This window comes from Croceitalea rosinachiae, from assembly GCF_031846445.1.
In the GTDB taxonomy this organism is placed as follows: Bacteria; Bacteroidota; Bacteroidia; order Flavobacteriales; family Flavobacteriaceae; genus Croceitalea; species Croceitalea rosinachiae.
This window is the reverse complement of record NZ_JAVRHR010000001.1, coordinates 996,114-1,022,800: the sequence shown is the minus strand read 5'-3', so window position 1 is coordinate 1,022,800 and position 26,687 is coordinate 996,114. Positions and strand designations below refer to the sequence as shown.

The following is a 26,687-nucleotide window of genomic DNA, read 5'->3' as shown; positions in this document are numbered from 1 at the left end:
CAACTAATGAAATGTATTTGGAATTTTCCGGCAACTTAAAAAATCGAGGCAATCGAGGCACAACTTATTTATGGCCAAAATGAAAAATTAATCTTCTTTTGATAGTCGGTCTCGTTCTTTTTTATCGATTCCTCTTTGATTGTCTTCTAAACGGAAATTACCAAAATTATAGGTAAAGCCTATTCGTACAAACTGTGTTTCTGGTTGCACAAAATAGAAGTTATCTTGATTTAAATACCTAGAACTCAATACCGAATTTACATCGCCCAATAAATCTTCTGCGGTAATCGAAATAACTGCCTTATTATCCCAAAGTGACTTTCTTAAACCCAAGGTTAAATTCGTGTAAGGGTCTTGTATATATGAACCAAATAGATAGTTTGACATATGACTAAAAGTAACTTCTCCGCTAAATGTTCCATCTTCAGAAAGCGTCAAGTAATTGGCCAAATACACAAAAAAACCATTTACTTCATTAGTAAACTCCTGATTACCGCTTTCTATGGCTAAAAACGTTTCATCTTCATGAAAGATAGACATATAAGCATACAGAAACCAGGGGTTCGCAATACTTTTGCTGACTGTAAAGTCTAATCCGTAAGAGGTACTTGCCAAAACATTTTGCCTTGATTCTCTTAATACCTGGGCCTCATTATCTTGAAAAATAAGATTTCTACTAATGAAGTTGCCATTATCACGATAATAAAAGTCAAAAAAGTACTCACTATTTAGGGTATAATTGATATTAAAATTATTACTAAAATTGGGAACTAAGCTTGGGTTTCCCTCAAAAAAGTCGTTCTCATTCGAAAAATAACGGAAAGGATTCAAATCATTATACCTTGGACGTGCGACTTTTCTACCATAATCAAATGCAAAACTATGCTTGTCAGAAAGGGTGTATAAAAAATAAACCGAAGGGAAAGGTTCAAAAAAATCTTGATTATTGGTTTCTCCTAAAGTCAAAGAAGTTCCCTCCGCATTGGTGTATTCGCCCCTTACGCCAAGTTTCATTGAAAATTTTTCCCAACTCTTTACAAAACTTAGATATGCCGCGAAAATCTCTTCATCATATAAAAAATCATCAGATAGGCCTTCATTTACACTATCGTCAGCACCCAAAAAATTAGAAAAATCAATATTGCTCTGTGAATCTACATTTGAATATTTTATTCCTGATTGGATTGAAGCATTTCCTAAAGGAGAGGCAAAATCAAGTTGTCCGGTGAGAATATCTATATCTTGTAAAGCATCTGTCTGAAAACCAAAACTTCTTAAAAATTCTCCCTCAGAATCAGAATAATTGGAAAGTATATTTTGTTGTGACTCTTCTTCAAATCTTGTGTAATGCGTATTTAGTGTTAATGTAGCTCCAGGTTTCTTTAACTTATGAACATATGAAAAATCAAAGGCCAAGTTGGTATTGTCCTCGTTATACGTATTACTTGTGGTAAAAGTAGAATCTATTTGGTTAGCCGAATTTGCGATTGATGTAAAAATAGCTCTGTTTCTTTCTTGATTATTGTTGAAAATCATGTTTGAAGTAATATTTATGGCATTATAATCGTCAAAGTCATAATCAATACTCGTATTGATGTTATGTGCATCAGAACGGGAAATACCCTCTTCCTCGGTTGACCATATTGAATTTATGCTATTGTCGGTGTCAAAAAAATTAATGCCTTTTTGTTCCCGTAGGTTATCTTTTCTTGGGTTGTACGTGTAATTGGCAAATAGATTCAATTTTTCAGTTTTAAAGTATTGGCTGGTTCCAACACTATACTTTGGGAAAATTGACTGGGTATAAGAACCATTAAAACTCCCTTTATAACCTGGCACAATATTTTTGCTCGTCACTATATTCAGAATGGGCCCGGACTCTGCCTCATATCTAGCGGGTGGATTGGGTATTACTTCTACAGATTTTATGTTCACGCCTGATAAACCTTCGAGCAAATCCCTTATTTCTTGTCCGCTTAGCTGTACTTTTCTGTCATTGAGGTAAACAGTAGCATTCTGCCCCCTAATTTGTAGTTCTTCTTGATTGATAATGACACCTGGTGTTCCTTTTAAAATGTCCCAAGAGCTCCCCTGAGAAACAATCGTATTTTCCACCTGAAAGACCAGTCTGTCTGCCAATCTTTGAACCACTGGTCTGCGGGCAGTAACAAACACCTCATCCAAACTTTCAATTGCCGTAGGAATAATCAATGCTCCCAATTTAACGTTTTGTCGAATATCAAGAGCCAAAGGCTTTGAGCCTCTGCCAATATAGCTTGCCTGAAGTAAATATAAGTCTGGGGTTACCTCTTCTAGCTTAAAAAAGCCATCGTCACCGGCTGAAGTACCTTGTACAAAGGTAGAATCTATAGAGCTTAGCAATAAAATATTTGCAAAAGGAATCACTTCATTTTCACTATTGACCACCTTGCCTGAAATCTCAAAAGTTTGTGCGGATGTGTTTCCCCATACGAAAAACACCATAAGAATGGTAAGCAGTAAGTTCTTCATTCACTGTTTGGGTTGTAAGTCAAAGCTAATAAAATAATTTAACCTCCTTTTTGTATTTCTTGAGGCGCCCTAGCAAAAGAGCTATATTTGCACTCTCTATGAAAAAGATTAGAAATTTTTGTATTATAGCCCATATTGACCACGGCAAAAGTACTTTGGCAGATCGCTTGTTAGATTTTACCGGTTCGGTTACCGATCGTGAAAAACAAGATCAGTTACTCGATAGTATGGATTTAGAGCGTGAGCGTGGTATCACCATTAAAAGCCATGCTATTCAAATGGAATATGTTTATGAGGGCGAGACCTATATTCTCAACCTCATCGATACTCCAGGGCACGTTGATTTTTCATATGAGGTTTCAAGATCTATTGCGGCTTGTGAGGGGGCCTTGCTTGTTGTTGATGCTGCACAAAGCATACAAGCTCAAACTATTTCTAATTTATACCTGGCATTAGAAAATGATTTGGAAATCATTCCTGTTCTAAATAAAGTTGATTTACCTAGCGCGAGTCCTGAAGAAGTAACTGATGATATTGTTGATTTATTAGGGTGCAAACCTGAAGAGGTTATTCCTGCAAGTGCAAAAACGGGAATCGGAATAGAAGAAATCTTAAATGCGGTAATTGAGCGAATTCCCGCTCCAGAAGGTGGTACTGAAGAACCACTGCAAGCTTTGGTTTTTGACTCCGTTTACAACCCCTTCAGAGGAGTTGAAACCTACTTCAGGGTAATTAATGGGGAAATTAAAAAGGGGCAAAAAATTAAGTTTGTTGCTACAGATAAAAGTTATTTTGCTGATGAAATCGGCACATTAAAATTAACACAGCATCCCAAAAAAATTATTTCAGCTGGTGATGTTGGTTATTTGATTACAGGTATCAAAGATGCGCGTGAAGTTAAGGTGGGTGATACCATAACCGATTCTGCAAATCCTACCAAAAATGCAATTGCTGGTTTTGAAGATGTAAAGCCTATGGTTTTTGCAGGTATTTACCCTGTGGATACAGAAGATTTTGAGGAATTGCGCTCCTCTATGGAAAAGTTGCAACTTAATGATGCTTCTTTGGTTTTTGTGCCTGAGAGCAGTGCTGCTTTAGGGTTTGGTTTCCGTTGTGGTTTTCTAGGAATGCTGCATATGGAGATTATTCAAGAACGCTTAGAGCGAGAGTTTAACATGACCGTCATTACTACGGTACCTAACGTAAGCTATCACGCTTTTACCAGAAAAGACCCTGAAACCGCGGTTATTGTCAACAATCCTAGCGATCTACCAGACCCCTCTACCATTGACCGAGTTGAAGAGCCATACATCAAGGCAACCATCATCACAAAATCAGATTTTGTAGGTAATGTAATGTCTCTTTGTATCGATAAAAGGGGACAAATTACTAACCAAACCTATTTAACTACTGAACGTGTTGAATTAAGTTTTGATATGCCTTTAGCTGAAATTGTTTTTGATTTTTATGATAGGTTAAAAACTGTCTCTAAGGGGTATGCTTCATTTGATTATGCTCCGATTGGTATGCGTACCTCAAAATTGGTTCGTGTAGATATTTTATTAAACGCACAACCCGTAGATGCGCTTTCAGCACTGATTCATGCTGATAACGCTGTTACTATCGGAAAAAAAATGTGCGAAAAGTTAAAAGAATTGATTCCAAGGCAACAGTTTGATATTCCTATTCAAGCTGCCATTGGCGCCAAAATAATTTCTAGGGAAACCACAAAAGCACTTCGTAAAGATGTAACGGCTAAGTGTTACGGTGGTGACATTTCTCGTAAACGAAAGCTATTAGAAAAACAGAAAAAAGGTAAAAAAAGAATGCGTCAAGTAGGCAATGTAGAAGTGCCTCAAGAAGCTTTTATGGCCGTATTAAAGTTGAATGATTAATTTTCGTCTTCATCAAAGTCAAACACTTTACCTAAATAGACTAATTTTTGCCCTCCTTTAATATCCGTTATTTCTTTACTAAATGAGGAGATGATTTTTAAATCTCCCCCATCCTCTTTTAAAAAGAGCGGAATAATATCATTATCAGCTTTGGTAACTTCTATTAGGCCATCATAATGCTCTTTATCCTTTAGTTCAATCTCATTGATAGACGGATATTTACGAGCAGCATCGGTTAGCTTTATAAAATCATCTGTATGCGAAAACAGACCCTCTTCAGGGTTATTCTCGGGGTCGTTCATTTCATCAGAATTCACTATTCTAAAGGCCCCATTCTCACCAAATTGTTTTTTAAACTTATCGATAGCGAATTTGTTGATGTCCGAATTCCCTGTTAGGGCCATCAAGTAACCCATATCGTTCAGTTCGATATTATCGGTTAGCGAATCAGAAAAAATATTGGCGGTCATGGCCTCAATCCCCAATTTTTTTGCTTTATCGATATTACTTTGGTTGTTGTCTATCAATACCACATGACGTGTATTTTTCTTTAGGTAGTTGGCAATTAATCGTGAAACTTTTGAGGCGCCTATAATTAAAATTCCTTCTGATTTAGTTAAGAAGACACCAACTAATTTAGCAAAAAGCCTTGCGGTGGTCGCATTCAGCAAAACCGTTCCTAAAACAATCATAAAAACCAAAGGGGTAATATACTCGGCACCTGGTTCGCCCTTGACCAACAGTTTAGAACCAAAAAGTGAAGCGATACCGGCTGCTACAATACCACGGGGGCCTACCCAACCAATAAACATTTTTTCATTTAGCTTTAAACCAGAACCTTGGGTACTCAAAAAAACACCTAAGGGTCTTATCAAAAACACCACAATAACAAAAAGAGCTGCTGTTTGCCAATTGTACAAAAGTTCTAAATCACTGATATTAATATTCGCGGCCAACAATATAAACAGTATGGAAATCAATAGAACACTTAATGATTCTTTAAAATAAAGGAGTTCTTTCAGGTTTGGAAGGTTCATATTCCCTAAAACCATCCCCATGACAACCACCGCCAAAAGACCTGACTCGTGCGCAAAAATATCTGATTCAACAAAGACCAATAAAACCACTGAAAGAGAGACCACATTCATTAAATAATGTGGAATCAGATTCTTTTTGATAGCAAATGCCAATGCATGCGCAAAGGTAAAGCCAAAGGTTGTTCCAAAAAGTAAAATCTTGCCAAACTCAATTAATGCAGTTTGTGTAAAGGCACTTCCCTCGCCTACACTAATAAACTCAAAGACCAAGACTGCAACCAAAGCACCAATGGGATCTATTAAAATTCCTTCCCATTTCAATACGGTGGACACATCTTTTTTAAGTGGAATATTTCTAAGGATTGGGGTTATAACCGTCGGGCCAGTAACTATAATCAAGGCGGAAAACAAAAAAGATATTTGCCATGAGAGACCAAAAATGTAATGCGCCGCAATACCTGCTCCAAAGAAAGTTACTATAGATCCAATGGTAATCAGTTTTGTGATTACTGGCCCTACATTTGCTATTTCAGCTCTTTTTAAGGTAAGCCCCCCTTCAAAAAGGATAATACTTATGGCCAATGAAACAAAATAGTACAGCCCTTCACCTGGAAATAAGCCTTTATCGCCATTCCATATAGGCTCTATTAATTTACCTCCGTCTTCAGTGTAAAGGGTAGCAATTGGCCCTACCAATAAGCCTATTAAAATCAATGGCAAGATAGCTGGCAACTTTAATCTCCACGCCACCCATTGCGCAATGATTCCTAAAATGATAATTCCAGCTAACTCTAGCATGAATGTGAATTTCAGTAAAAATAACAATTAAAACGAATGTCTAGCTGCTAACGATCCCTCATGGTCAATCTTAATACGGAGCATGCCGATTTCTCAGTGAACTTATCCTTGCCCGTGCCAAACAATATGCTAATCCAGTTATCTTTTTGTGGGGTGCCTAAAATTAAAAGGTCGAAACTGGCTGAAGCCTTAGATATTGCATTAATTGGGTCATTATCTTTTTGAACGATGACCATACTTGGTGTATCAACTTTTTGAAGTAATTTTTTAGAGTGGGCCTCCATCTCATTTATGGTATCCCAATCTGTTCTATCAGGAACTACATGTAAGAGCGTCAATGATGCATTGTAAAATTCACATATTCTATCGGCAACTGCAATGAAGTTCTTGTCCCTTCTCCCTGGCCTTAATGCCAATAAGACCTTTCCGATATACCTAACACCATCATCTTTAAATAGGGCAAAATCTGAATTAATATGAGTCAATAACCAACCAATGGGGTTACTTACCAAAATACCGCTATGTGCTCTTCCGTTCCATCCCATAACGAGCCAGTCACAATGTGTTTGGTTACTAAGCTCATGGATGGTATCTGAAATCTCATGTGTTACCGCGGCTTCAAAATCAACATCCAGCTCTTGAGAAGTTGCCAATCTTGAAACTCTTCTTTCTAAAGATGCTATTCTCGGGTTTTCTTCGACCATAGCATCTAAAAAAGTTTGATTGGGTACTTCAGTTACGTTAACTACTTGTATTTTTTCTCGCCTATTAATCGCCGCTCCAATTTCAACTAGCATTTCAGGAGATCTTTCATTGCCCAATAAAGGAACAACCACGCCTGCGTCAGAAGCTAATTCGCCATCTAAGTTCTGTAAACTAGCTTCTTGATTGCTTCGATAAGAAATCGTAGTATTTCTTTTTTTCTTATAGAGTAAATATAGTGCCGGTCGATGCCCATACTTTCTAAGAATCCCAGTCCTCGTAGCATTTTTTCCGAACAAATAGTAAATAACTAAGCCTAGTAGAAATATACCCACAATGGCCATCATAGGACCAACTCCTAAAAAAATAAGTAATGCTATCCCGCTGAAAATTCCGAACAATTGAACGAACGGATATAGAGGAGATCGGTATGGCGGCTTATACCATTGCGCCGACGTTTCCCTTAACACAATAACGCAAGCATTCACTAAAATGAACATCATCACCATAAACGCGCTTGCTAATTTTGCAATTTTTTCGACATCAAGAAAAAGAATGACCATTGCCATCAAAAGGCAAGTCATTATTATAGTAATTACAGGAGTTAAATACTTAGGATGAATTTTGCCCATAAAATCTGGCAATAGCTTGTCTATTGCCATAGCAAAAGGAAATCTAGAAGCTGCCAAAACACCAGAGTTTGCCATCGAAATTAACGTAATGATTCCAACCACAGCCGCAATATATCCGATGACATTGCCCCCTAATAATTCTGAAATAGTATAAATAGGATTAATGTCAGTTGCAAGGGCATCTAAAGGTATGTTCCCAACCAAAACAAAGGCAACAGAAACGTAGATTAATGTCATTATAAAAAGAGACAGGATCATTGCCCGGGGCAAATTGGTCCCAGGGTTCTTAATTTCCCCTGCAATAGCAGCAACCTTGGTAACTCCGGCATAGGAAATGTAAACAAACGCAACCGTTGAAAACAGCCCCATTTTTCCATTGGTAAAAAAAGGCTCTAATAGTTCCGGTGATGTTCTTGGCAGCCCAAACAATAAAATCATTGCCAACGTAACAATGCTTATGCTCACAATAAAAATTTGAACTTTCCCCACCTTTTTTACGCCCATAATATTCAAGAACAAAATAAGCGCCAAAAACAAGACGGCAACATATTTGGTAAGCTCAGGTTCTATATTGACCAAAATTGAGAGATATGCCCCAAAACCCACAAGAGCAAAAGCGCTTTTAAAAAGAAGTGACAACCACAATCCGATTCCAGCTATGGTTCCAAAAAATGGCCCAAATGCCCGCTCAATATATACATAGGTACCCCCAGAAGAAGGCATAGCAGTTGCAAGTTCAGATTTAGATAATGCCGCGGGCAGTATGCAAATTGCAGCTAAAAGATACGCCAACCACAACGATGATCCAGTTTTTGCAGCCGCTAATCCGGGTAACACGAAAATACCACTACCAAGCATTCCCCCTATGCTAATTGCTATCACAGAGGTTAACGATAGGCTACGTTCTAGTTTCTTCAATTTAGTTTGGTCTAAGCTTTAAAAATAGGTTTTTTGAAACAATAATTTAGAATATACCTACTCAGTATTTGAAGATGATTAAGCGAATTGAAGATAGATTGCGGGCTTTATTGCCAATGAATTCATTTCATTTTGTTAAAAAACAACCAATAAAACAGTGTTTTTAAGTCAATTGCTGCAGGCTTTTCTTATTTTGTGCGTCATTTTGGTTTTTAATGACTTTATATCCCGTTGAAACAGGCAATTTTAAGTTGGATGGTGGCGCTATGTTCGGTGTAGTTCCTAAGGCAATTTGGTCAAAGACGAATCCTGCTGATTCGAATAACTTAATCGATATAGCAGCACGAAGTCTTTTGATTGAAGATGGGGATAAGTTAACTTTAATTGATACTGGTCTGGGGAATAAGCAATCAGAAAAGTTCTTTAGTTACTACTACCAATGGGGAGACTATAGTTTGGATGGTTCTCTGAAAAAACTTGGTTTTCATCGCAATGATATTACCGATGTCTTTATGACCCATCTTCATTTTGATCATTGTGGAGGCAGTATACAATGGAACGAAGACAGAACTGGTTACGAACCTGCTTTTAAAAATGCCGCGTTTTGGACCAATAAAGGTCATTGGCAGTGGGCCACACAGCCCAATCCAAGAGAGAAAGCTTCTTTTCTTCAAGAAAACCTATTGCCCATGCAAGATTCAGGGCAATTAAAATTTATTGATAAGGGTGATTCTGCTTATGTCAAAAGCTCCGAGTTGGCCTTTGATATTTTATGCATTGATGGGCATACAGAAAAGCAAATGATTCCTCATATTAAGTATCAGAGCAAGACCTTGGTCTTCATGGCTGATTTAATGCCTACCGTTGGCCATATTCCTTTGCCTTATGTTACAGGGTACGACACCCGTCCATTATTGAGCATGAATGAAAAAGCCAAATTTTTAAAAGATGCTGTTGAAAAAGAATATGTTCTTTTCTTTGAGCATGATGCCCATAATCAAATGTGCACTTTAAAAAATACCGAAAAAGGGACGCGATTAGACGAATTATTTTCTTTTAAAGAAATATTCCATTAACATTAGAGTTACAATTCAAAATACATTTTATGATAACCGTAAATTCAAAATCATTTTTTATCCTTCTTGCTTCTAGTATCTTTTTAGTCGGATGTGGTGCTACAGCATTGGTTTCAACACCTGTTGAAAATATTGATACTGTTCCGCTAAAGATTGCTGACCTTTCTGAAGATGAGAAAAAAACTTGGGGTCATGCTGATTTAGTGTCTGACACAATTCCAGGCATGAGTGTAGACAGAGCTTATTCAGAGCTTATAGGAAGCAAAAAGGGAGAAATTATTATTGTTGCGGTTTTAGATTCGGGTATGGATTTGACCCATGAGGATTTAGATGGGATTTTATGGACCAATAAAGGAGAAAAGGCAAATAATGGAAAAGATGACGACGGCAATGGTTATATAGATGACATCCATGGTTATAATTTTTTGGGAGAATCATATAATGAACAGTTAGAGCATGCAAGAATGCTTCGTTTAAATATTGGTGATGCCGCTGGCCGAGCAAAAGCCCAAATTGAGTTGGATAAAGAATACCCAAAAGCCTTACAGAACAAACAGCAATACGAACAAATATTACAGGCAGTTTCTAATGCGGACAATGAGGTAAAAAAAGCTATGGGGAAAGATTCTTATACTAAAGAAGAATTACTGGCAATGGAACCCACAACTGAACAATTGCAGCAAAGTGTTTCCGTTTTAAGCCAAATGTACCAATACGCAGATTCTATTGACGAGGTTATCTCTGAACTTTCTGAAGGTATCACATATTTCACCGAACAGGTTAACTACAACTTAAATAAAGACTTTAATGGTCGTGAGATAGTAGGTGATAATCCCTATGATTTTAGTAGTCGCGCATATGGCAATGGCAATCCAAAAAATCGTGTTGATGATGAAAGTCATGGTACCCATGTTGCCGGAATTATTGCTGCAGAGCGAGATAATGGAAAAGGTATAAAAGGGGTGGCAAAAAATGTAAGGCTAATGAGTATTAGAGCAGTGCCAAATGGTGATGAGTATGACAAGGATATTGCCTTGGGCATTCGTTATGCTACCGATAATGGAGCAAAAATAATCAACTGTAGTTTTGGCAAGTCATTTTCGCCAAATGCTGAGTGGGTATATGAGGCCATCAAATATGCCGAATCAAAAGACGTATTGATTGTGCATGCAGCTGGAAATGACGGCAATGATTTGGATAATCCTTCAAACCCCAATTTCCCTAATGATCATAGATATGAAGGTACTGAGATTTGTAATAATGTTATTACTGTTGGTGCATTGGCGCCCTCTTATGGTTCAAAAATGGTAGCGACTTTTTCAAATTATGGAAAATCAAATGTAGATGTTTTTGCGCCTGGTGATGATATCTATTCCACGATGCCCAATAATTCTTATGAATTTCAAGGAGGCACCTCAATGGCGGCTCCAGCCGTTGCTGGTGTTGCAGCTTTGATACGATCATATTATCCAAGCCTTTCTGCTTTACAAGTAAAACAAGTATTAATGCAGTCTGGTTTGCGATCTAAGGCATCTGTAGTGCTGTCTGGAGAAGCTTCTAACGCAAAACCTTTTTCTGAAGCCTCTAAATCAGGAAAAATGGTGAATGCATACAATGCCCTGCTTTTGGCAGAGAATATTTCAAAAGGAAAAATGACACTTGATTACAATACCAAAAAATGATAAAACTAGCTAAGAAAATTGTTTTTGCCCTTTTATGTGGGCTTACTACTTTAATCGCTCAAAACGAAAACTCATATTGGCAACAACATGTTGATTATACTATGAGTGTTGATATGGATGTTGAAACGTATCAATACACGGGCACACAAAAATTAGTGTATACCAATAATTCTCCTGAAACAATAAACCGGGTCTATTATCACCTATATTTTAACGCATTTCAGCCTGGGAGCGAAATGGACATCCGCTTACAAACCATTAAAGATGGTGATGACCGTATGATGAACGAAGGAGAAAGCCGAATTTCATCGCTAACGGAAAGTGAAATGGGTTATTTGCATGTGACAGAGCTAACTCAAGATGGTTCAAATGTTACCTTTAATGAAGAAGAAACTATTTTGGTTGTTGATTTGGCAACGCCTATTCCTTCTGGCGGCAAAACAACTTTTGATATGGTCTTCAAAGGGCAGGTTCCTTTACAAATACGCCGTTCAGGAAGAAACAATTCAGAGGGTATTGCTCTTTCAATGAGTCAATGGTATCCAAAATTGGCGGAATATGATTTTGAAGGCTGGCATCCAAACCCTTATATCGCACGTGAATTTCACGGCGTTTGGGGTGATTTCGATGTAAGGATAACAATCGATAAGAATTATACCATTGGTGGGTCGGGTTACTTACAAAACCCCAATGAAATTGGTCATGGGTATGAAGTTGAAGGAACAAAAGTAAAAAGCAAAGGAAAAACATTGACTTGGCACTTTAAGGCGCCTAATGTACATGATTTTATGTGGGCCGCTGACCCAGAATATGTTCATGATAGTGTTAAAATGGAAAATGGCCCAACCTTGCATTTCTTTTATAAGGATAAGCCAGAGCTAGAAGAAAATTGGAAAAAGCTGCAACCAAAAACCATTGCGGCTATGGAGTTTTTTAGCAAGAATATAGGTCAATATCCGTATGAACAATACTCTGTTATCCAAGGTGGGGATGGTGGAATGGAGTATGCCATGAGCACTTTGATTACTGGTGAAAGAAAGTTTGGAAGTTTAGTGGGGGTTATGGTACATGAAATGGCACATTCTTGGTTTCAACATGTCTTGGCGACTAATGAGTCTAAACATTCTTGGATGGATGAAGGCTTTACTTCTTTCATAAGTTCTTTATGCATGAACGAAATAATGGAACAGAATAAGGAAAATCCTTTTGAAGGTTCTTATAAGGGATATTATGCGCTAGTCAAGTCGGGCAAAGAGCAGCCGCAGACAACCCATTCAGACCGTTATGACTTGAACTTTGCGTATGGTATTGCCGCTTATAGTAAGGGGTCGATATTTTTATCACAGCTTGGATATGTTATTGGTCAAGAGAAACTAATGGAGACCATAAGAAGGTATTTTGAAGATTTTAAGTTCAAGCACCCTGTTCCGAACGACATCAAAAGAACGGCTGAAAAACTTTCAGGTATAGAACTAGACTGGTATTTAATGGATTGGACTCAGACCACGAATACCATTGACTATGGAATAAAAGAGGTGGTGGAAGAAGGCGAAAAAACTAAAATTGTTCTTGAGCGAATCGGATTAATGCCCATGCCTTTGGATATTCTGGTTGTTAATGCTGATGGAAGCCAAGAAACCTATTATATTCCACTTAGAATGATGCGAGGTGAAAAAGAAAACCCCTACAGCAACATAAAAAGAACCATCGCAGATGATTGGGCTTGGGCATATCCAACCTATGAGTTGATTATCGATAAGCCCAAAGAAAATATTGCTGGAATTTTAATTGACCCGTCAAAATTAATGGCAGATGTGAATCAAGAAAATAATGGTTATCAACCAGAATAAAAAGCGTTGAAAAAGCATTTCAAAATCCGTTATGCAAGCATGTATAACGGATTTTCTATTTTTAAACCATGGATTTCACCTTCCCAAAAAAAGAAAAACTAAAAAGCAAGAAGTTGATTGAACAGCTCTTTGCAGAAGGAAAACAGCTAAATCATTTTCCGTTAAAGCTACTGTTTCTTCCTACTTCTTTTAGTGATAATAGCAAGGTTAAAACTATGGTTATCGCTCCTAAGAAAAGTTTTAAAAGTGCCGTTAAGCGGAATAGGGTGAAAAGACTGCTTCGTGAGGCATATCGTCTGAATAAGCACATGGTTTTTAACAACATTGAGGGAAACTATGCGTTCGCTATTTTATATCTTGGTAAAGAAATGCCCAGTTATCGGCTCGTTGATGAAAAAATGAAAGCCCTCTTAGATAAATTCACAAAAAAAATATCCTATGAAAAAACTTCATAAAAAACGCTTATTACTTCCGGCTTTTGCTATAATCATCTTGTTCACCGCGACAAGTTTTAAGAGTGATTTTTTTGAGATTGCAAAGCAGATTGAAATATTCACTACACTTTTTAAAGAGCTCAATATGAATTATGTAGATGAAACCAACCCCGCGGAGTTGATGGATTCTGCCATTAAAAATATGCTTAACGAACTAGACCCTTACACTCGCTTTTTAAATGAACAAGATGTTGAAGGTTATAAAATCAGAAATGCCGGAGAATATTCTGGTATTGGTGCATTGGTTCGCTCTTATGAAGATCGATTGTTAATAGTTGAACCATACAAAGACTACCCAGCTGATAGAGCAGGGCTAAAAGCAGGCGACGAAATTATTCAAATCGGGGATATCAAAGTGGCAGATTTCGATGATAATGCAAGTGAGCTTTTAAAAGGAGCTAACGACACGAATGTTGACATCATGTTCAAAAGACTAGGTGAAACCAAAACTGCAACTATAAATAGAGAGAGTGTTGACGTAGATGCTGTGCCCTACTATCATATGGTAGATGACAAAACTGGATACGTTGTTCTTTCAAGGTTTAATAGAAAAGCGTCAGGCCAAACAAAATCAGCTATACAAGATTTAAAAGGTCAAGGAGCAGAACGTTTAATCTTAGATTTAAGAGGTAATCCTGGTGGGTTGTTATCTGAAGCTATTAATGTGACCAATTTATTTGTTCCAAAGGGAGAGTTGATAGTTACAACTAAGTCAAAGGTCAAAAAATTCAATCAGGAATATAAAACCAAAAACCAGCCAGAAGATTTAGATATTCCTTTAGTGGTTTTGGTGAATGGCAGTAGTGCCTCAGCAAGTGAAATTGTTTCTGGTGGATTGCAAGATTTAGATAGAGCTGTTGTTATGGGCGCTCGAAGTTTTGGAAAAGGTTTGGTACAGCGACCGTTAAAGCTGACCTATGGGACACAACTCAAAGTTACCATTTCAAGGTACTTTACCCCTTCCGGTAGATGTATTCAGTCTTTAGACTATTGGAATAGAGATGACGAAGGCAATGCCGTTCGTAACAGTAAATTTAATCAATTCAAAACGCGAAATGGAAGAACCGTAGAAGATGGTGGCGGTGTAATGCCAGATGTTGAGATAGCTTCTTCAAAATCAAATGCCCTTACTGATGCCTTGATGCAAGACAATATTATTTTTGATTTTGCTACCAACTTCTATTATAACAACACCTTTGCCAACACGGATGATTTTTCTTTTTCTGAGTCCGATTATACTGATTTCAAGAAATTTGTAGGGGGAGAAAGCTTCACTTTTAAAACGGAAACCGAAAATTTGTTAGAAGAGGCTCTTAACAAAGACGATAGCCTATTAGGTGCTAATGTTCAAAATAAATATAAAGAACTGCTTTTAGCTGTCAATAGAGGAAAAATCGCCGCTTTAGATACTTATAAAACTGAAATTTCAAAAAAGCTTAAAGACGAAATCATTAAGCGATATTTTTATCGAGATGGACTTTATGATTATAATTTACAGCATGATGATGCCATTTTAACTGCTGTAGAGCTGCTCAAAAACCAACAAAAATATCATGCCATTTTACAATAATTGTAGTAGCAAAATTTTGAAAACTACGGGAGTCTTAAAAGTAAATGCTTTGTTTTTTTTGTGTTTATTGTTAGTGCCTTTTTGCTTTTTTGGTCAAAAGACTTTTGAAACAGGAAAAATTTTAGATTCAATTCCTGTTTTAAATAGCAAAGAAGAAACCTTTTCATTATACCTCCCTACAACATTTCATAAAGACTCTCTAAGTTCAATTATATTCGTATTTGAACCAGGCGCAAGAGGTCGAATTGGTGCAACACCATTTACAGAGGCGGCAGAAGCTTATGGCCATATTATTGTTTGTTCCAACAATTCTAAAAACGGCCTAATGGAGAAAAGTTTTGAGATTGCGAACCGCCTTTTTGACCATGTTTTCAAAAGTTTTAACATTAAAGAAAGTGAAATGTACGTTTCTGGATTTTCAGGTGGCTCAAGGTTGGCCACGGCCATCGCTTCGTTGACTAATAAGTTTAAAGGGGTTGTTGCCTGTGGTGCTGGGTTTTCTTCAAATCCTTCACATGTGCCATCAACACAAAACTTTGCGTACGTTGGTCTCTGCGGTAATGCAGATATGAATTATGCCGAGATGATGCGTAACAAAGAGTTTTTGAATCGCCTCCAATTCAAAAATACGTTGATTACCTATCCAGATAATCATAGTTGGCCTGCCAAAGCGTATATCAATCAAGCCTTTCGGTGGTTATATCTGCAAGAAAATGGTAATCAAAAAGAGCTGTCAATCGCATTTAACGAAGAATTAGAAAAAGCATTGGTGTTTGAACGTTCTGGTGAGTTTTTATTGGCTGCGGAAACTTATGAAAGAATGATGACGTTGCATTCAAGTTCACGCGAAAAACCGGCTATTCAAAAAAAGTATTTAGAATTAAAGAAATCAAAGTCATACAAAAGAGAGCTCAAATCGCTTAATGTTGCCTTAACAAAAGAGAAGGAGATCAATACAAAACTTTACAATAGGTTGTATGAAGATTTTAGTAATCCTCGAAGTGCAAAACTTGATTGGTGGGAACAAGAAATTGGGAAATTGAACAAAATTAAGCAAAAAGATGAGCCCCAGTTAAAACTAATGGTTGAGCGTATTAAGTTTGGTGTTTTTGCAGCAGCTTATGAAAATAATCGTTCTAATTTTTCTGATTCAGAAAGTCCAAAAGTGGTCTTTGCTAAAAAGATTCGCGATATGATCTATCCTAGATAATTCTTTCTATTTTGTGCCCTTATGTTGAAAGTATGTGAACTTTTCGCCGGTGTTGGTGGTTTTCGATTAGGGCTAGAGAAAGCCGACACCTATGAGGTCGTGTGGAGCAATCAATGGGAGCCATCCACCAAGACGCAACATGCATCAATGGTCTATGAGGCCCGTTTTGGCGCTAAAAATCACTCTAATATTGATATTGAACAAGTACGAACTGTTGAAATACCTGATCACGATGTGCTGGTAGGTGGTTTTCCTTGCCAAGACTATTCCGTTGCCACCACCCTTAAGAACTCAAAAGGACTTATCGGAAAAAAAGGGGTGTTGTGGTGGTCTATCTACAGAATTCTTCAAGAGAAAAAAAACAAGCCCCAATATCTGATTTTAGAAAATGTAGACCGCTTGTTAAAATCTCCCTCTAATCAACGAGGGAGAGATTTTGCGATTATGCTAAGGAGTCTTTCAAATTTAGGTTATGCCATTGAATGGCGTGTTATCAATGCCGCCGAATATGGAATGCCACAACGCCGAAGACGTGTATTTTTTCTTGGAGTGCACAAATCAGCACCGATCTATAAAAAAATACTCAAAACGTCCGCCATAGACTCTGTTTTGAGTAATGGTATCCTAGCCAATGCCTTTCCAGCACATAAAGCAGATAATAGCTACCTTGAGTTTGTGCTTGATGAAGACTTGGTTTCATTGTCCGAAAATTTTAATAAAAACGAAAAGCTGTCTCCATTTTTAAATGGGGGTATTTGTGTCAATGGAAAGGTCTCTACATTAAAAGTTGATCCATCATATAATGGAGATTTCTCCAAACTTTCTCAAGTTTTACAAAATGGAGCGGTAACAGATGACTTTTTTATTTCTGAAAATGATTTGCCGAGGTGGCAATATTTAAAAGGGTCCAAAAAAGAAGTAAGAACCACAAAAGAGGGGTTTCAATATAATTATGCGGAAGGGGCTATGGTTTTTCCAGATGATTTAGATAAGCCTTCTAGAACAATAATTACAGGCGAAGGTGGTAAATCGCCTTCAAGGTTCAAACATGTTGTCCATACTAACAGAGGACTACGTAGATTAACCCCTATAGAGCTTGAGCGCTTGAATATGTTTCCAGACAATCATACCAAGTTAGCGGGAATTTCTGATACAAAACGGGCTTTTTTTATGGGGAATGCTCTTGTCGTCGGTATTGTTGAAAAAATTGGTGCTGCCCTTTTGAACAAAATAAGCTCTTAATGGGTTTGAAAAGTTCTTTCGACTCAGACCTGGCAAAAGAACAAAAGCTTGCTGTTCTTTTAGATGCCTATTACGCAAAACACCTCAAAAATTACGATTTCAAGCGCGTAAAGAATCGTAAAGAACAATTTCAAGGTGTTGATGTAAACTTCATACATAAAATCAGCTCGAATAAGTTTCATATTGACGAAAAGGCACAATTGGATTACATCAATGAAGATTTGCCCACTTTTGCTTTCGAGATTTGTTATTACAAAAATGAGATTGAAAAAGAGGGGTGGTTTTTTGACATTAAAAAGAAAACTGATTTTTACGCCCTAATTACAGCTATCTATAATGATGGCGGCACACTATTCTCAACATGTAAAATAACTTTGGTCAATAGAGCGAGGCTACAAGATATTCTTATTAAAAGAGGGCTTGATAAAACTAATCTTAGAAACCATTATAATCAAAATTTTCAAGGTAAAATCTGTGTAAACGAATTGGATTGCCGCAAAGAGGGTTACTTGTTCTTGTCAAAAAAGAATAAGGCCGAAAGACCCTTAAACCTCATCTTAAAGTTAGATTGGTTATTAGAACTTGGGGTTGCCAAAAGATTGGTTTAAGTCTTAACCATTTTAATATGGGGAATATCATCTTCAAGATATTCGATTCCTTCTTCAAGAAAACCAAGACTATTATAAAACTTTATCAAATAGGTTTGTGCGGACAGCTCAATTTGGGTTTCTTTTAAATCTTGTTCGATATAGTCTAAAGTAGCTTGCATAATGATTTTTCCATAACCGTATTTTCTTTCCGATGCTTTCACAACAACCCGACCAATAGCGGTCTTCTCAAAGTAATCTCCGGGTTTAAATACCCTGGTATAAGCTACTACCTGATTAGCTTTTTGCCCGATTAAATGAATAGCTTTATAATCTTTGTTATCAACATCTTGATAAACACAGTTCTGCTCAACCACAAAAACCTCACTTCGTAATTGAAGAATGCCGTAAAGCTCTTTCGTTGTTAACTTATCAAATGTTTTTGCTGAAATCTTCATGAGCCGTTAATCTTGTACAATTATTTTTTTGCTGTCGCATTTACCATACTCTGGTTGAATATTAACATGATTGATGCCAAATTCGTAATAAACGTGCTCTTCTATCTGTTCTAAGATTACATCAAATTCAGAGAGTTTGATATCCTCTTTAAAATCAATATGTGCCTCTAAGTGGATCTCTTCTTCGTTCAATTGCCAAATATGAACATGGTGGACATTTTTAATCAGTTTGATTTCTGAAATAACATTTACAATTTCTTGTACGGCTATCGATTTAGGCGTAAACAACATCAATACTTTTGTAGACTCCTTTAATAAATCATAACCCATATAAATTAAATATAGCGCAATTAAAAGGGTAAGTAAGGGGTCAATCCAGTATATTTCATAGAACTTCATTAAAACACCCCCTATCAATACGGCAATAGAAGCCATCATATCGGTCAGCAAGTGCAAATAGGCCGATTTCATATTCATATTGATATCTGCATCTTTTCTAATAAGCAGAACACTAAAACCATTGCCTAGAATAGCGATTACAGACAACCAAATAACTAAATCAGATCCGATTTCTTCTGGATTATAAAAACGTTTAACGGCTTCAATAATCAAAAAAACAGCAACTACCATTAATGTTGCGGCATTCACAAAAGCCGCTATAATTTCGGCTCTTTTGTAGCCAAAAGTTTTATTGGTGGATGCTTTCTTCTTTGAAAGCCAATTGGCAACATAGCTGATAACCAAAGACAATACATCGCTAAAATTATGAAGGGCATCTGATAGCAAGGCTAGGCTCCCTGAAACCAGCCCGCCTATTACTTGAGCAGCAGTAATAATGATGTTAAGGAAGATAGAAATTCCTAAGTTTCTTCCTTTTAAATCATGATTGTGGCCATGGCTGTGATGATGGTGGTGCGAATGTGCCATGGTTTGTCTTTAAAAATTTTTATTTATTTTGATTTGCCTGCCTCAATCGCAAAATAAATAATATAAGGCGTTGGCGCATTCCAGTTCAAACAAACTTCATTGCTCGCGTAACTTTCCCAAACATCTTTATAAGAATGCATTTGAGAAGCGTTCTCTGGATAATCAACTTCATGTCCATCTTGCCTATCATCATTAGGTCCGCCACAAACAAAACCTGGCACTGGATCTACAATACTATCGGCCTTTGAATGCCTATGGTGTACATTTAGCGGTGGTTTATCTCCAATACCGGTGACCATTGAATACCCTGTTCCATTGTGCCCAAACAAATAGTTTAATGAAGAAAGAACGGCGTCTACATATACTGGGTTAGGTGAACTATGATGCGCTTCACCAATGACAAAGGCCACGTTTTGAACATCGCTGTTTGACCCCCATTGAAAATCATTTACCCCTTGTTGGTAATCAAACGTTTGCACGCGGTTTGTTAAATCATCAGCGACAACAATCAATTTCTTCTTTAGCATATCTTTTACATCCGTTGGAAGGACCACATTGTCGTTCAATAAAGTAAATACCCCCAAGTAGCGCATAAAGCTTTGCCATCCATCGCCATTGGCATAAGTAAGATCTGGAATATTATTTACTATGAAGTTTAAATACTCTTGTTCGCCAGTGCAAGCATATAGTTCCGCTGCGGCCCAAAATTGTTCTTGCGAAGAATCATCATCACCATACTCTCCTGTTACAACATCGTCAGGGTTTTTAAAATTTACGTTGGGGTTTTGAGAGCCCCATTCCCACGCTTTTTTGGCCTGAGTCAGCCATTTTTGGGCTTGGTCTTCGTCGTGTGTTTTATAATGTCGTGCCATCTTGGCCAAAAAAGCTGCAAAATCAAAGGTCGCTGTTGAGCTTTTGGGCATAATAAAACGTGTTTTATCACCTTCATCCGGCATGATTGCGCCACTAAACCTTTTGGTTGTAAGCTTATGAAATACTCCCCCATCTTTATCTTGCATGGTGGCAATCCAATCGGCTTCATATTTGATTTCGTCTAATAAATCATTTATGCTATTACCGCTTTCTGGAATATTTAATGAACCATCAGGGTAGAGGTTTGGGTATCGCTCTAAGGTATATAGTAACTGCCCTGCAGAAAAAGAGCCGTTAGAGATATACTTCCCAAAGTCTCCTGCATCGTACCACCCTTTAGGTGATGCAGTAAAACCGCCTTTTTTAGTGTCTGAGTGGAATTCTACTTTCTGATCTAAATGCCCTGCTGGGCGCTTCCATCTTCCGCCATGTTCATCGGTAATTTCCGAACCAGCTCTTTGATAGTAATAAGATTTGGCCACCGCAATAAGGGCCTCGTCATAAAAAGTGTTTCCAATCTCAAAAGGATGAGAATACAGCTCATTGTCTAATTTAATTTGATAGGTGCCAAGTTGCTTAAGCCCCGAAAAGTCAAATTGTCGAATAGTTTCCCCAGAAAGTTCTGCGGGCTTTTCCTCTCCCATATTTCCAGCAAAAACTTCTTTGCCGGTTTTAAGGTCGATTATAGTAAAAGAAGTTGTTTCGATTTCTCCAACGAAGCTGCCAATCTTTGTTGTATTTGAAAAATACCCTAATTGGTTTAATCGAATGAGATCTGACGCCGATCGTAAATGCTTTGATTTTTCAGTTACTATTTCAATCTTACCAGTATTAGCTTCCAAATCATTTGTTGGTGGCTTTTTTGTATTACAGGCTAAAACAAATGTTAGAAAAAAGAAAGATGGTAAGTACTTCATAACCAAAGGTTTTATTTAATAAATCTAACTAAAAACTCTTTATAAACGGTTGTTTTGATTATAAAAACCCTTATTTGAAGCCAACAGTATTATTTATGACTGGCTGAGAAAAATCTATCGTACTCACCTTTAAGTATGTACAAAAAGCGGGCCTCATTGGGCATTAAATTAGGCTTTTTGTAAGGCAGTTTTAAAATAATTGTTTCAAATAGTAGCTTACCAAATAAGTCTATGGTTTTATAATCTTGTACCATTTTCTTTTCTTGTAAAGTTGGTTTTTACAAATAGTTTAGGGTTTTCTTATTGGTTCATTTTCAGCTTACCCACGAAGCCGCGCTATGCAGGATATCGGCGAAATAACTGACGAGTGGTAGCGTAATCTGTATTTACGGTCTTTTTTTTGAATATAAGAATTAATACCTATTTCAATAGATATAGCAGTTACAATACAATTGTGTGTAATGTATTACGTATAACAATTTTAAATCTATTGTACAAAACACCTTGTACTTGATATACTAAATACGCCTGTTGCTCAAGAGCATGATATTTTCTCTACCCTTCTTTCGTGTCTGCCCCCTTCAAATTTTGTATTTAAAAAAGTATCCACCATTTCCAAGGCTTGGGGCAAGGCAATAAATCGTGCAGGTAGACTCAAAACATTGGCATCATTGTGTTCTCTGGCCAATGTGGTAATCTCTTTGTTCCAACATAACGCACTCCGCACTAACTGGTGCTTATTTGCAGTCATGTTTGCACCATTACCACTACCACAAACAACAATACCAAAATCTACGTTTCCTTGTTCTACATCTTCAGCAACCGGGTGCGCAAAATCGGGGTAATCAACACTATCGGTACCATCAGTGCCATAGTTGGTAACCGTAATGTCCTTTGATTTTAGATAACCTACAATGGCTAGTTTGTACTCCGTGCCGGCGTGGTCATTTCCGATAGCTATTTTCATTGTATATTGATTTAGGTTAGCTAAACCAAAGATACAATTCTTTTGATTTGGGTTTGTTGATAAACGAATATAAAATAATATATCTGACTTTAAATCAACTCATTAAAAAGAACAGCCTTTTGTTGAAAATAAGAAGATAATTGATGAAGAATAAAATTTGTTTTCTGCTATATTTTTAGCAATACAATCTTTTTCATTACATAAACCATACAATTCATTAAAATTTAAATATAAAATATCAAGGGTTTTGTAGTTGTAATTAACATTAAACTAACGTTCAGTTATTAATAAATTTATGTTGAAAGAGGTTATCACCAATTGTCGACAAAATAGATAATGCCTTGGTTTTTAAAATATTCTGTATTGTATAAATTGTCAATAAAAACTTTTTATCGTTCAAAGCAAGAATTAAACAATAATTTTATTCCATATTTCAACACGCTATCATAACCATCATTTTTATTTTAAAATTTTTAAAAAGAAAAAAAGTAATTTATATAATGTTAATAAATGTTGATATTCCTGTTTGATTAGAATGATTTGTTTAAACACGCAGATTTTAATTTGTACTTTTCAGTAAAATACTACTACTTAATGTCTAAAAAAAAGAAAAGAACACGAAGCCAACAAAAGAATGAAATTACAAAGGGCATTTTTACAGTATTAGAAAAAGAACCTTCAAAATCTTTTAATTACAAACAGATTGCTTCTAAAATGGGTATTACTGATACTCAGTTGCGCAATGATTTAATAAAGAGATTGGGGCAACTAAAACAAAAAGACCGTATTAAAGAGATAGAGCGAGGTAAGTTTCAAATGAAACCATCGCTGTTTACTGTTTTATCAGGTAAGGTCGATATGACCTCTAGTGGCAATGCCTATATTTTGGTTGATGATTTAGATGAAGATGTTTTTATTCCAAACCATAAAATCAATAAAGCTTTCCATGGTGATTTGGTTGAAGTAAAATTAAGACCATCAAAAAACAAAAAACGCCCAGAAGGTGAAGTGATTCGTATTTTGGAACGTAAAAAAACAACATTTGTCGGTATTCTTGAAAGAAAGAAAACGTTTGCTTTTGTCAGACCTACCGATTCAAGAATGTATACGGATATTTTCGTACCTATTGAAAAAACCAAAAAAGCAGAAGATGGTGATAAAGTTTTGGTTACGCTGGGTGAGTGGCCTTCTGATAGAGAGTCACCTTATGGAACTATTATTGAGGTACTAGGTAAACCAGGAGAGCATCATACAGAAATACATTCCATTCTTGCTGAATATGGTTTACCTTATGAATTTCCGTACGAGGTAGAGCAATATGCCAATACTTTAGATACTACAATAAAGGCAGAAGAAATTACCAAACGAAGGGATATGCGAGAGGTGTTGACCTTTACAATAGATCCAAAAGATGCTAAAGATTTTGACGATGCGCTTTCTTTTGAGAAACTTGAAAATGGTAATTATGAAATCGGCATTCATATTGCCGATGTTTCTCATTATGTTTTACCAGATTCTATTTTAGAAGAAGAAGCCTATAATAGGGCAACATCGGTATATCTAGTAGATCGTGTAGTGCCTATGTTGCCAGAGGTTTTATCAAATAATGCTTGTTCGCTGAGACCAAATGAAGAAAAATATACCTTTTCTGCTATATTTGAACTTGATGATAATGCTATAATCAAAGATCAATGGTTTGGTAGAACTGTTATTAATTCCAATGAACGATTTGCTTATGAAGAGGCACAACATATTATAGAAACATCGGAAGGCTATATACCTGAAGAAATTTCCATTAGAAAAGATGAGTATTCCGTTTCCAAAGAGGTTGTTGAAGCTACTTTAACCTTTGACAGATTAGCCAAAATTATGCGTGAAAAACGCATGGGTGCCGGTGCTATATCTTTTGATAAAATAGAGGTGAGGTTTAATTTAAGTGATAAGAACGAACCAGATAGCGTTTATTTTAAAGAAGCAAAAGAGGCTAATAAGCTCATAGAAGAGTTCATGCTTTTAGCAAACAGAAAAGTGGCTGAGTTTATAGGAAAACAAAAGCCTAAAAAGACCTTCGTGTATCGAATTCATGATGAACCCGACGAAGATAAATTGATAGCTTTGAATGGAGTTATTTCTAGATTTGGGCATAGTGTTAACCTGAAGGATAAAAATAGTATTAGCTCCTCTTTAAACAAGTTATTAAGTGATGTAAGGGGCAAGAAAGAACAAAATTTGGTCGATACGCTCACTATACGAAGTATGAGCAAGGCGACCTACACCACTGAGAATATTGGACATTATGGTTTAGCTTTTGAATACTATAGTCATTTTACTTCACCTATAAGAAGATATCCTGACGTTATGGTGCATCGGTTGTTGCAACATTATCTCGATGGCGGCAAATCTGCAAAAGAAGAAGTTTATGAAGAAAAGTGTAAACATTCATCAAGTATGGAAATATTGGCTTCAAGTGCGGAAAGGGACTCTATCAAATACATGCAGATTAAATTTATGCAAGACCATAGTGATAAAGAGTTTATAGGTGTAATATCTGGTGTTACGGAATGGGGAATATATGTAGAGATTATTGAGAATAAATGCGAAGGTATGGTACGTATTCGCGATATTAAAGATGACTATTACACCTTTGATGAAAAGCAATATGCTATTATTGGAGACCGGTTTCATAAAATGTATCAGTTGGGCGACGAGGTTGTCGTTATGGTTAAAAACACTGATTTAATAAAAAGACACTTAGATTTTTCTTTAGTAGGAAAGTATGAATAATACTTTTTTTGAATAAATTTTGTTTAAGTAAAAGAACATCAATCAAAATAATAAATAATGAAAAAGCAATGTTTTGTCTTGTCATTATTTTTTTTACTTCAAGGTCTATATGCACAAGAAGAAAAAATAATTCAAGAACTTCAAAAATTTACCGAATTAAAAGCATTTGACGGCTTAGCTGTTAATTTAATTCCATCGACTGAAAACAAGGCGGTCATCACTGGAGCAAATACCCAAAAAGTGGTTATCGTGAACAATGGGGGCAAGCTAAAAATACGCATGCAGTTAGATAAAATATTTAGTGGTTACCGCACTTTTATTGATTTGTACTTTACCGAAAAATTAACCCTTGTTGATGTAAATGAAGATGCCAGAATTACATCTGAAGAAACCTTTACCCAAGAAGTATTGGAACTTAGAGCACAAGAAGGTGGTGAATTGGAGCTAAATTGCCAAACCGAACAAATGCTTGTCAAGGCAGTGACTGGAGGAAAGGTAACCACATCTGGTTTTACAGATAATCAAGATATTATCATAAACACAGGTGGTTCTTATAACGGAAGCAAATTTAAAAGCAAGTTCACTACTATTTCTGTAAACGCTGGAGGAAATGCAACGCTTTATGCAACTAAATATGTAAAAGCAGATGTAAAAGCAGGGGGAACCGTAAAAGTATACGGAGATCCAGAAAAAATGGATGAAAAGACCGTTTTTGGCGGAAAAATTGAACGAGTAGAATAAAATGATAGAAGATATACAGGCAGCAATTCCACTGGGCTTTTTACTGAGCTTTATGATTGGTCCTGTATTTTTTGTTCTTTTGGAAACCAGTACCACAAAAGGATTTAGAGCCGGGCTTTTTCTGAATATTGGGGTAATTATAGCTGATGTTATCTTTCTTGTTATTGCTTACTTCAGCAGCTTTCAATTGTTGGAAAACTTGAGCAATCAACCAGGTCTTTATGTATTTGGGGGAATGATTATTCTAGTTTATGGAATTGTAATTTTTGTAAACAAAGAAGGGAAGAAAGAGAGGGTAAAAGCTAAAAAAGGAACTTATTTAGCATTATTGGTAAAAGGGTTCTTGCTAAACTTTATCAATATAGGGGTACTGGTGTTTTGGCTGGGCGTTTTGATTATTGTTGGTCCAAGCCTTGATAATCAACCCAACCGAATTTTAGTGTTTTTTGGAACAATGTTGGCGGTATATTTTATTACTGATGTATTCAAGATTTTATTGGCAAAACAGCTTCGTAAAAAATTGACAAAAGAACGAATTGTGCTTATAAAGAAGGGTCTTGGGTTGGTTTTGATAATATGCGGAATTGTATTGATTACCAAGGGTTTCTTACCAAAAGACAAATTCAACATTAAAGAGGGTATTGAACGTATAAATGAACAAAAAACCCGGTAAGTCTTACTACCGGGTTTTTTTGAGGCATCGAGCGGATTCGAACCGCTGTACAAGCTTTTGCAGAGCTGTGCCTAGCCACTCGGCCACGATGCCATTTTGGTGGTGCAAATGTACCACACTAATTTTTTGTTTCCAAAACGCAA

19 protein-coding genes and 1 tRNA gene are annotated in these 26,687 nt (G+C 36.6%); 12 read left to right on the top strand and 8 right to left on the bottom strand.

The window, feature by feature from the left end:
* Positions 1-87: 87 nt before the first annotated feature.
* Positions 88-2,511: an outer membrane beta-barrel family protein gene (locus RM706_RS04630; RefSeq protein WP_311349858.1), complete on the bottom strand. Its 2,424-nt coding sequence runs from the start codon at positions 2,509-2,511 to the stop codon at positions 88-90.
* Positions 2,512-2,609: 98 nt separating this feature from the next.
* On the opposite strand from RM706_RS04630, the gene lepA reads away from it, so the two are divergent.
* Entirely contained in the window at positions 2,610-4,406 is a 1,797-nt protein-coding gene (gene lepA / locus RM706_RS04625; RefSeq protein ID WP_311349857.1) for a translation elongation factor 4, read from the top strand.
* On the opposite strand, the gene RM706_RS04620 is transcribed toward lepA, so the two are convergent.
* Together RM706_RS04620 and RM706_RS04615 are read right to left on the bottom strand one after the other, a co-directional pair.
* Positions 4,403-6,241 carry a cation:proton antiporter gene (locus RM706_RS04620; RefSeq protein ID WP_311349856.1) on the bottom strand — a complete coding sequence of 613 codons (1,839 nt, stop codon included), beginning with the start codon at positions 6,239-6,241 and terminating at the stop codon, positions 4,403-4,405. The two genes, lepA and RM706_RS04620, sit on opposite strands and share 4 nt — an antisense overlap.
* A gap of 47 nt (positions 6,242-6,288) precedes the next feature.
* Positions 6,289-8,493: an amino acid permease gene (locus RM706_RS04615; RefSeq protein ID WP_311349855.1), complete on the bottom strand. Its 2,205-nt coding sequence runs from the start codon at positions 8,491-8,493 to the stop codon at positions 6,289-6,291.
* A gap of 215 nt (positions 8,494-8,708) precedes the next feature.
* Here RM706_RS04615 and RM706_RS04610 point away from each other — a divergent pair, with 215 nt between their 5' ends.
* The 8 genes from RM706_RS04610 to RM706_RS04575 all read left to right on the top strand — a co-directional run bounded on the left by RM706_RS04610 (position 8,709) and on the right by RM706_RS04575 (position 18,225).
* The gene (locus RM706_RS04610) at positions 8,709-9,569 is read left to right on the top strand and encodes an MBL fold metallo-hydrolase (protein ID WP_311349854.1); all 861 of its coding nucleotides are present in this window, start codon (positions 8,709-8,711) and stop codon (positions 9,567-9,569) included.
* Between the two features lie 29 nt (positions 9,570-9,598).
* Positions 9,599-11,251 (top strand): S8 family peptidase, encoded by a 1,653-nt coding sequence (locus RM706_RS04605; RefSeq protein ID WP_311349853.1) that lies wholly within the window; start codon positions 9,599-9,601, stop codon positions 11,249-11,251.
* The gene (locus tag RM706_RS04600; protein ID WP_311349852.1) at positions 11,248-13,101 is read left to right on the top strand and encodes a M1 family metallopeptidase; all 1,854 of its coding nucleotides are present in this window, start codon (positions 11,248-11,250) and stop codon (positions 13,099-13,101) included. The genes RM706_RS04605 and RM706_RS04600 overlap by 4 nt, the downstream gene beginning before the upstream one ends.
* A gap of 68 nt (positions 13,102-13,169) precedes the next feature.
* Positions 13,170-13,556 carry a ribonuclease P protein component gene (gene rnpA, locus RM706_RS04595; RefSeq protein ID WP_311349851.1) on the top strand — a complete coding sequence of 129 codons (387 nt, stop codon included), beginning with the start codon at positions 13,170-13,172 and terminating at the stop codon, positions 13,554-13,556.
* The gene (locus tag RM706_RS04590; RefSeq protein ID WP_311349850.1) at positions 13,540-15,165 is read left to right on the top strand and encodes a S41 family peptidase; all 1,626 of its coding nucleotides are present in this window, start codon (positions 13,540-13,542) and stop codon (positions 15,163-15,165) included. Before rnpA ends, RM706_RS04590 begins: the two co-directional genes overlap by 17 nt.
* A 16-nt stretch (positions 15,166-15,181) precedes the next feature.
* The gene (locus RM706_RS04585) at positions 15,182-16,375 is read left to right on the top strand and encodes an alpha/beta hydrolase (RefSeq protein WP_311349849.1); all 1,194 of its coding nucleotides are present in this window, start codon (positions 15,182-15,184) and stop codon (positions 16,373-16,375) included.
* Positions 16,376-16,396: 21 nt separating this feature from the next.
* Positions 16,397-17,617, top strand: a complete 1,221-nt coding sequence (gene dcm / locus RM706_RS04580) for a DNA (cytosine-5-)-methyltransferase (RefSeq protein WP_311349848.1) — start codon at positions 16,397-16,399, stop codon at positions 17,615-17,617.
* Complete coding sequence (locus tag RM706_RS04575) at positions 17,617-18,225, top strand: hypothetical protein (RefSeq protein WP_311349847.1); 609 nt, start codon at positions 17,617-17,619, stop codon at positions 18,223-18,225. The genes dcm and RM706_RS04575 overlap by 1 nt, the downstream gene beginning before the upstream one ends.
* On the opposite strand, the gene RM706_RS04570 is transcribed toward RM706_RS04575, so the two are convergent.
* The 4 genes from RM706_RS04570 to rpiB all read right to left on the bottom strand — a co-directional run bounded on the left by RM706_RS04570 (position 18,222) and on the right by rpiB (position 22,346).
* The gene (locus RM706_RS04570) at positions 18,222-18,662 is read right to left on the bottom strand and encodes a GNAT family N-acetyltransferase (protein WP_311349846.1); all 441 of its coding nucleotides are present in this window, start codon (positions 18,660-18,662) and stop codon (positions 18,222-18,224) included. The genes RM706_RS04575 and RM706_RS04570 overlap by 4 nt on opposite strands.
* 6 nt (positions 18,663-18,668) lie before the next feature.
* Entirely contained in the window at positions 18,669-19,589 is a 921-nt protein-coding gene (locus RM706_RS04565; RefSeq protein WP_311349845.1) for a cation diffusion facilitator family transporter, read from the bottom strand.
* A 23-nt stretch (positions 19,590-19,612) separates the two neighbouring features.
* A complete protein-coding gene (locus RM706_RS04560) occupies positions 19,613-21,379 on the bottom strand; it encodes a glycoside hydrolase family 9 protein (RefSeq protein WP_311349844.1) in 1,767 nt (588 codons plus the stop codon).
* A gap of 535 nt (positions 21,380-21,914) precedes the next feature.
* Positions 21,915-22,346, bottom strand: coding sequence for a ribose 5-phosphate isomerase B (gene rpiB / locus RM706_RS04555; RefSeq protein ID WP_311349843.1), 432 nt, complete (start codon positions 22,344-22,346; stop codon positions 21,915-21,917).
* Between the two features lie 594 nt (positions 22,347-22,940).
* On the opposite strand from rpiB, the gene rnr reads away from it, so the two are divergent.
* Genes rnr through RM706_RS04540 form a run of 3 tightly spaced genes read left to right on the top strand, consistent with a single transcriptional unit; the run spans position 22,941 to position 26,544 of the window.
* Entirely contained in the window at positions 22,941-25,130 is a 2,190-nt protein-coding gene (gene rnr / locus RM706_RS04550) for a ribonuclease R (RefSeq protein ID WP_311349842.1), read from the top strand.
* 57 nt (positions 25,131-25,187) lie between these two features.
* Positions 25,188-25,871, top strand: coding sequence for a head GIN domain-containing protein (locus tag RM706_RS04545; RefSeq protein WP_311349841.1), 684 nt, complete (start codon positions 25,188-25,190; stop codon positions 25,869-25,871).
* A gap of 1 nt (position 25,872) precedes the next feature.
* Positions 25,873-26,544 carry a LysE family translocator gene (locus tag RM706_RS04540; protein WP_311349840.1) on the top strand — a complete coding sequence of 224 codons (672 nt, stop codon included), beginning with the start codon at positions 25,873-25,875 and terminating at the stop codon, positions 26,542-26,544.
* 22 nt (positions 26,545-26,566) lie between these two features.
* Here the strand turns inward: RM706_RS04540 and RM706_RS04535 are convergent.
* Positions 26,567-26,637 (bottom strand) — tRNA-Cys (locus RM706_RS04535).
* Positions 26,638-26,687: the final 50 nt, after the last annotated feature.

Bases quoted from the DNA above. Each gene is read 5' to 3' on its own strand.
- RM706_RS04630 (WP_311349858.1), bottom strand. From the start codon at position 2,511: ATGAAGAACTTACTGCTTACCATTCTTATGGTGTTTTTCGTATGGGGA.
- RM706_RS04605 (WP_311349853.1), top strand. From the start codon at position 9,599: ATGATAACCGTAAATTCAAAATCATTTTTTATCCTTCTTGCTTCTAGT.
- dcm (WP_311349848.1), top strand. From the start codon at position 16,397: ATGTTGAAAGTATGTGAACTTTTCGCCGGTGTTGGTGGTTTTCGATTA.
- RM706_RS04565 (WP_311349845.1), bottom strand. From the start codon at position 19,589: ATGGCACATTCGCACCACCATCATCACAGCCATGGCCACAATCATGAT.
- lepA (WP_311349857.1), top strand. From the start codon at position 2,610: ATGAAAAAGATTAGAAATTTTTGTATTATAGCCCATATTGACCACGGC.
- RM706_RS04620 (WP_311349856.1), bottom strand. From the start codon at position 6,241: ATGCTAGAGTTAGCTGGAATTATCATTTTAGGAATCATTGCGCAATGG.
- RM706_RS04610 (WP_311349854.1), top strand. From the start codon at position 8,709: ATGACTTTATATCCCGTTGAAACAGGCAATTTTAAGTTGGATGGTGGC.
- RM706_RS04600 (WP_311349852.1), top strand. From the start codon at position 11,248: ATGATAAAACTAGCTAAGAAAATTGTTTTTGCCCTTTTATGTGGGCTT.
- RM706_RS04560 (WP_311349844.1), bottom strand. From the start codon at position 21,379: ATGAAGTACTTACCATCTTTCTTTTTTCTAACATTTGTTTTAGCCTGT.
- RM706_RS04545 (WP_311349841.1), top strand. From the start codon at position 25,188: ATGAAAAAGCAATGTTTTGTCTTGTCATTATTTTTTTTACTTCAAGGT.
- RM706_RS04570 (WP_311349846.1), bottom strand. From the start codon at position 18,662: ATGAAGATTTCAGCAAAAACATTTGATAAGTTAACAACGAAAGAGCTT.
- rnpA (WP_311349851.1), top strand. From the start codon at position 13,170: ATGGATTTCACCTTCCCAAAAAAAGAAAAACTAAAAAGCAAGAAGTTG.
- rpiB (WP_311349843.1), bottom strand. From the start codon at position 22,346: ATGAAAATAGCTATCGGAAATGACCACGCCGGCACGGAGTACAAACTA.
- RM706_RS04590 (WP_311349850.1), top strand. From the start codon at position 13,540: ATGAAAAAACTTCATAAAAAACGCTTATTACTTCCGGCTTTTGCTATA.
- RM706_RS04540 (WP_311349840.1), top strand. From the start codon at position 25,873: ATGATAGAAGATATACAGGCAGCAATTCCACTGGGCTTTTTACTGAGC.
- rnr (WP_311349842.1), top strand. From the start codon at position 22,941: ATGTCTAAAAAAAAGAAAAGAACACGAAGCCAACAAAAGAATGAAATT.
- RM706_RS04575 (WP_311349847.1), top strand. From the start codon at position 17,617: ATGGGTTTGAAAAGTTCTTTCGACTCAGACCTGGCAAAAGAACAAAAG.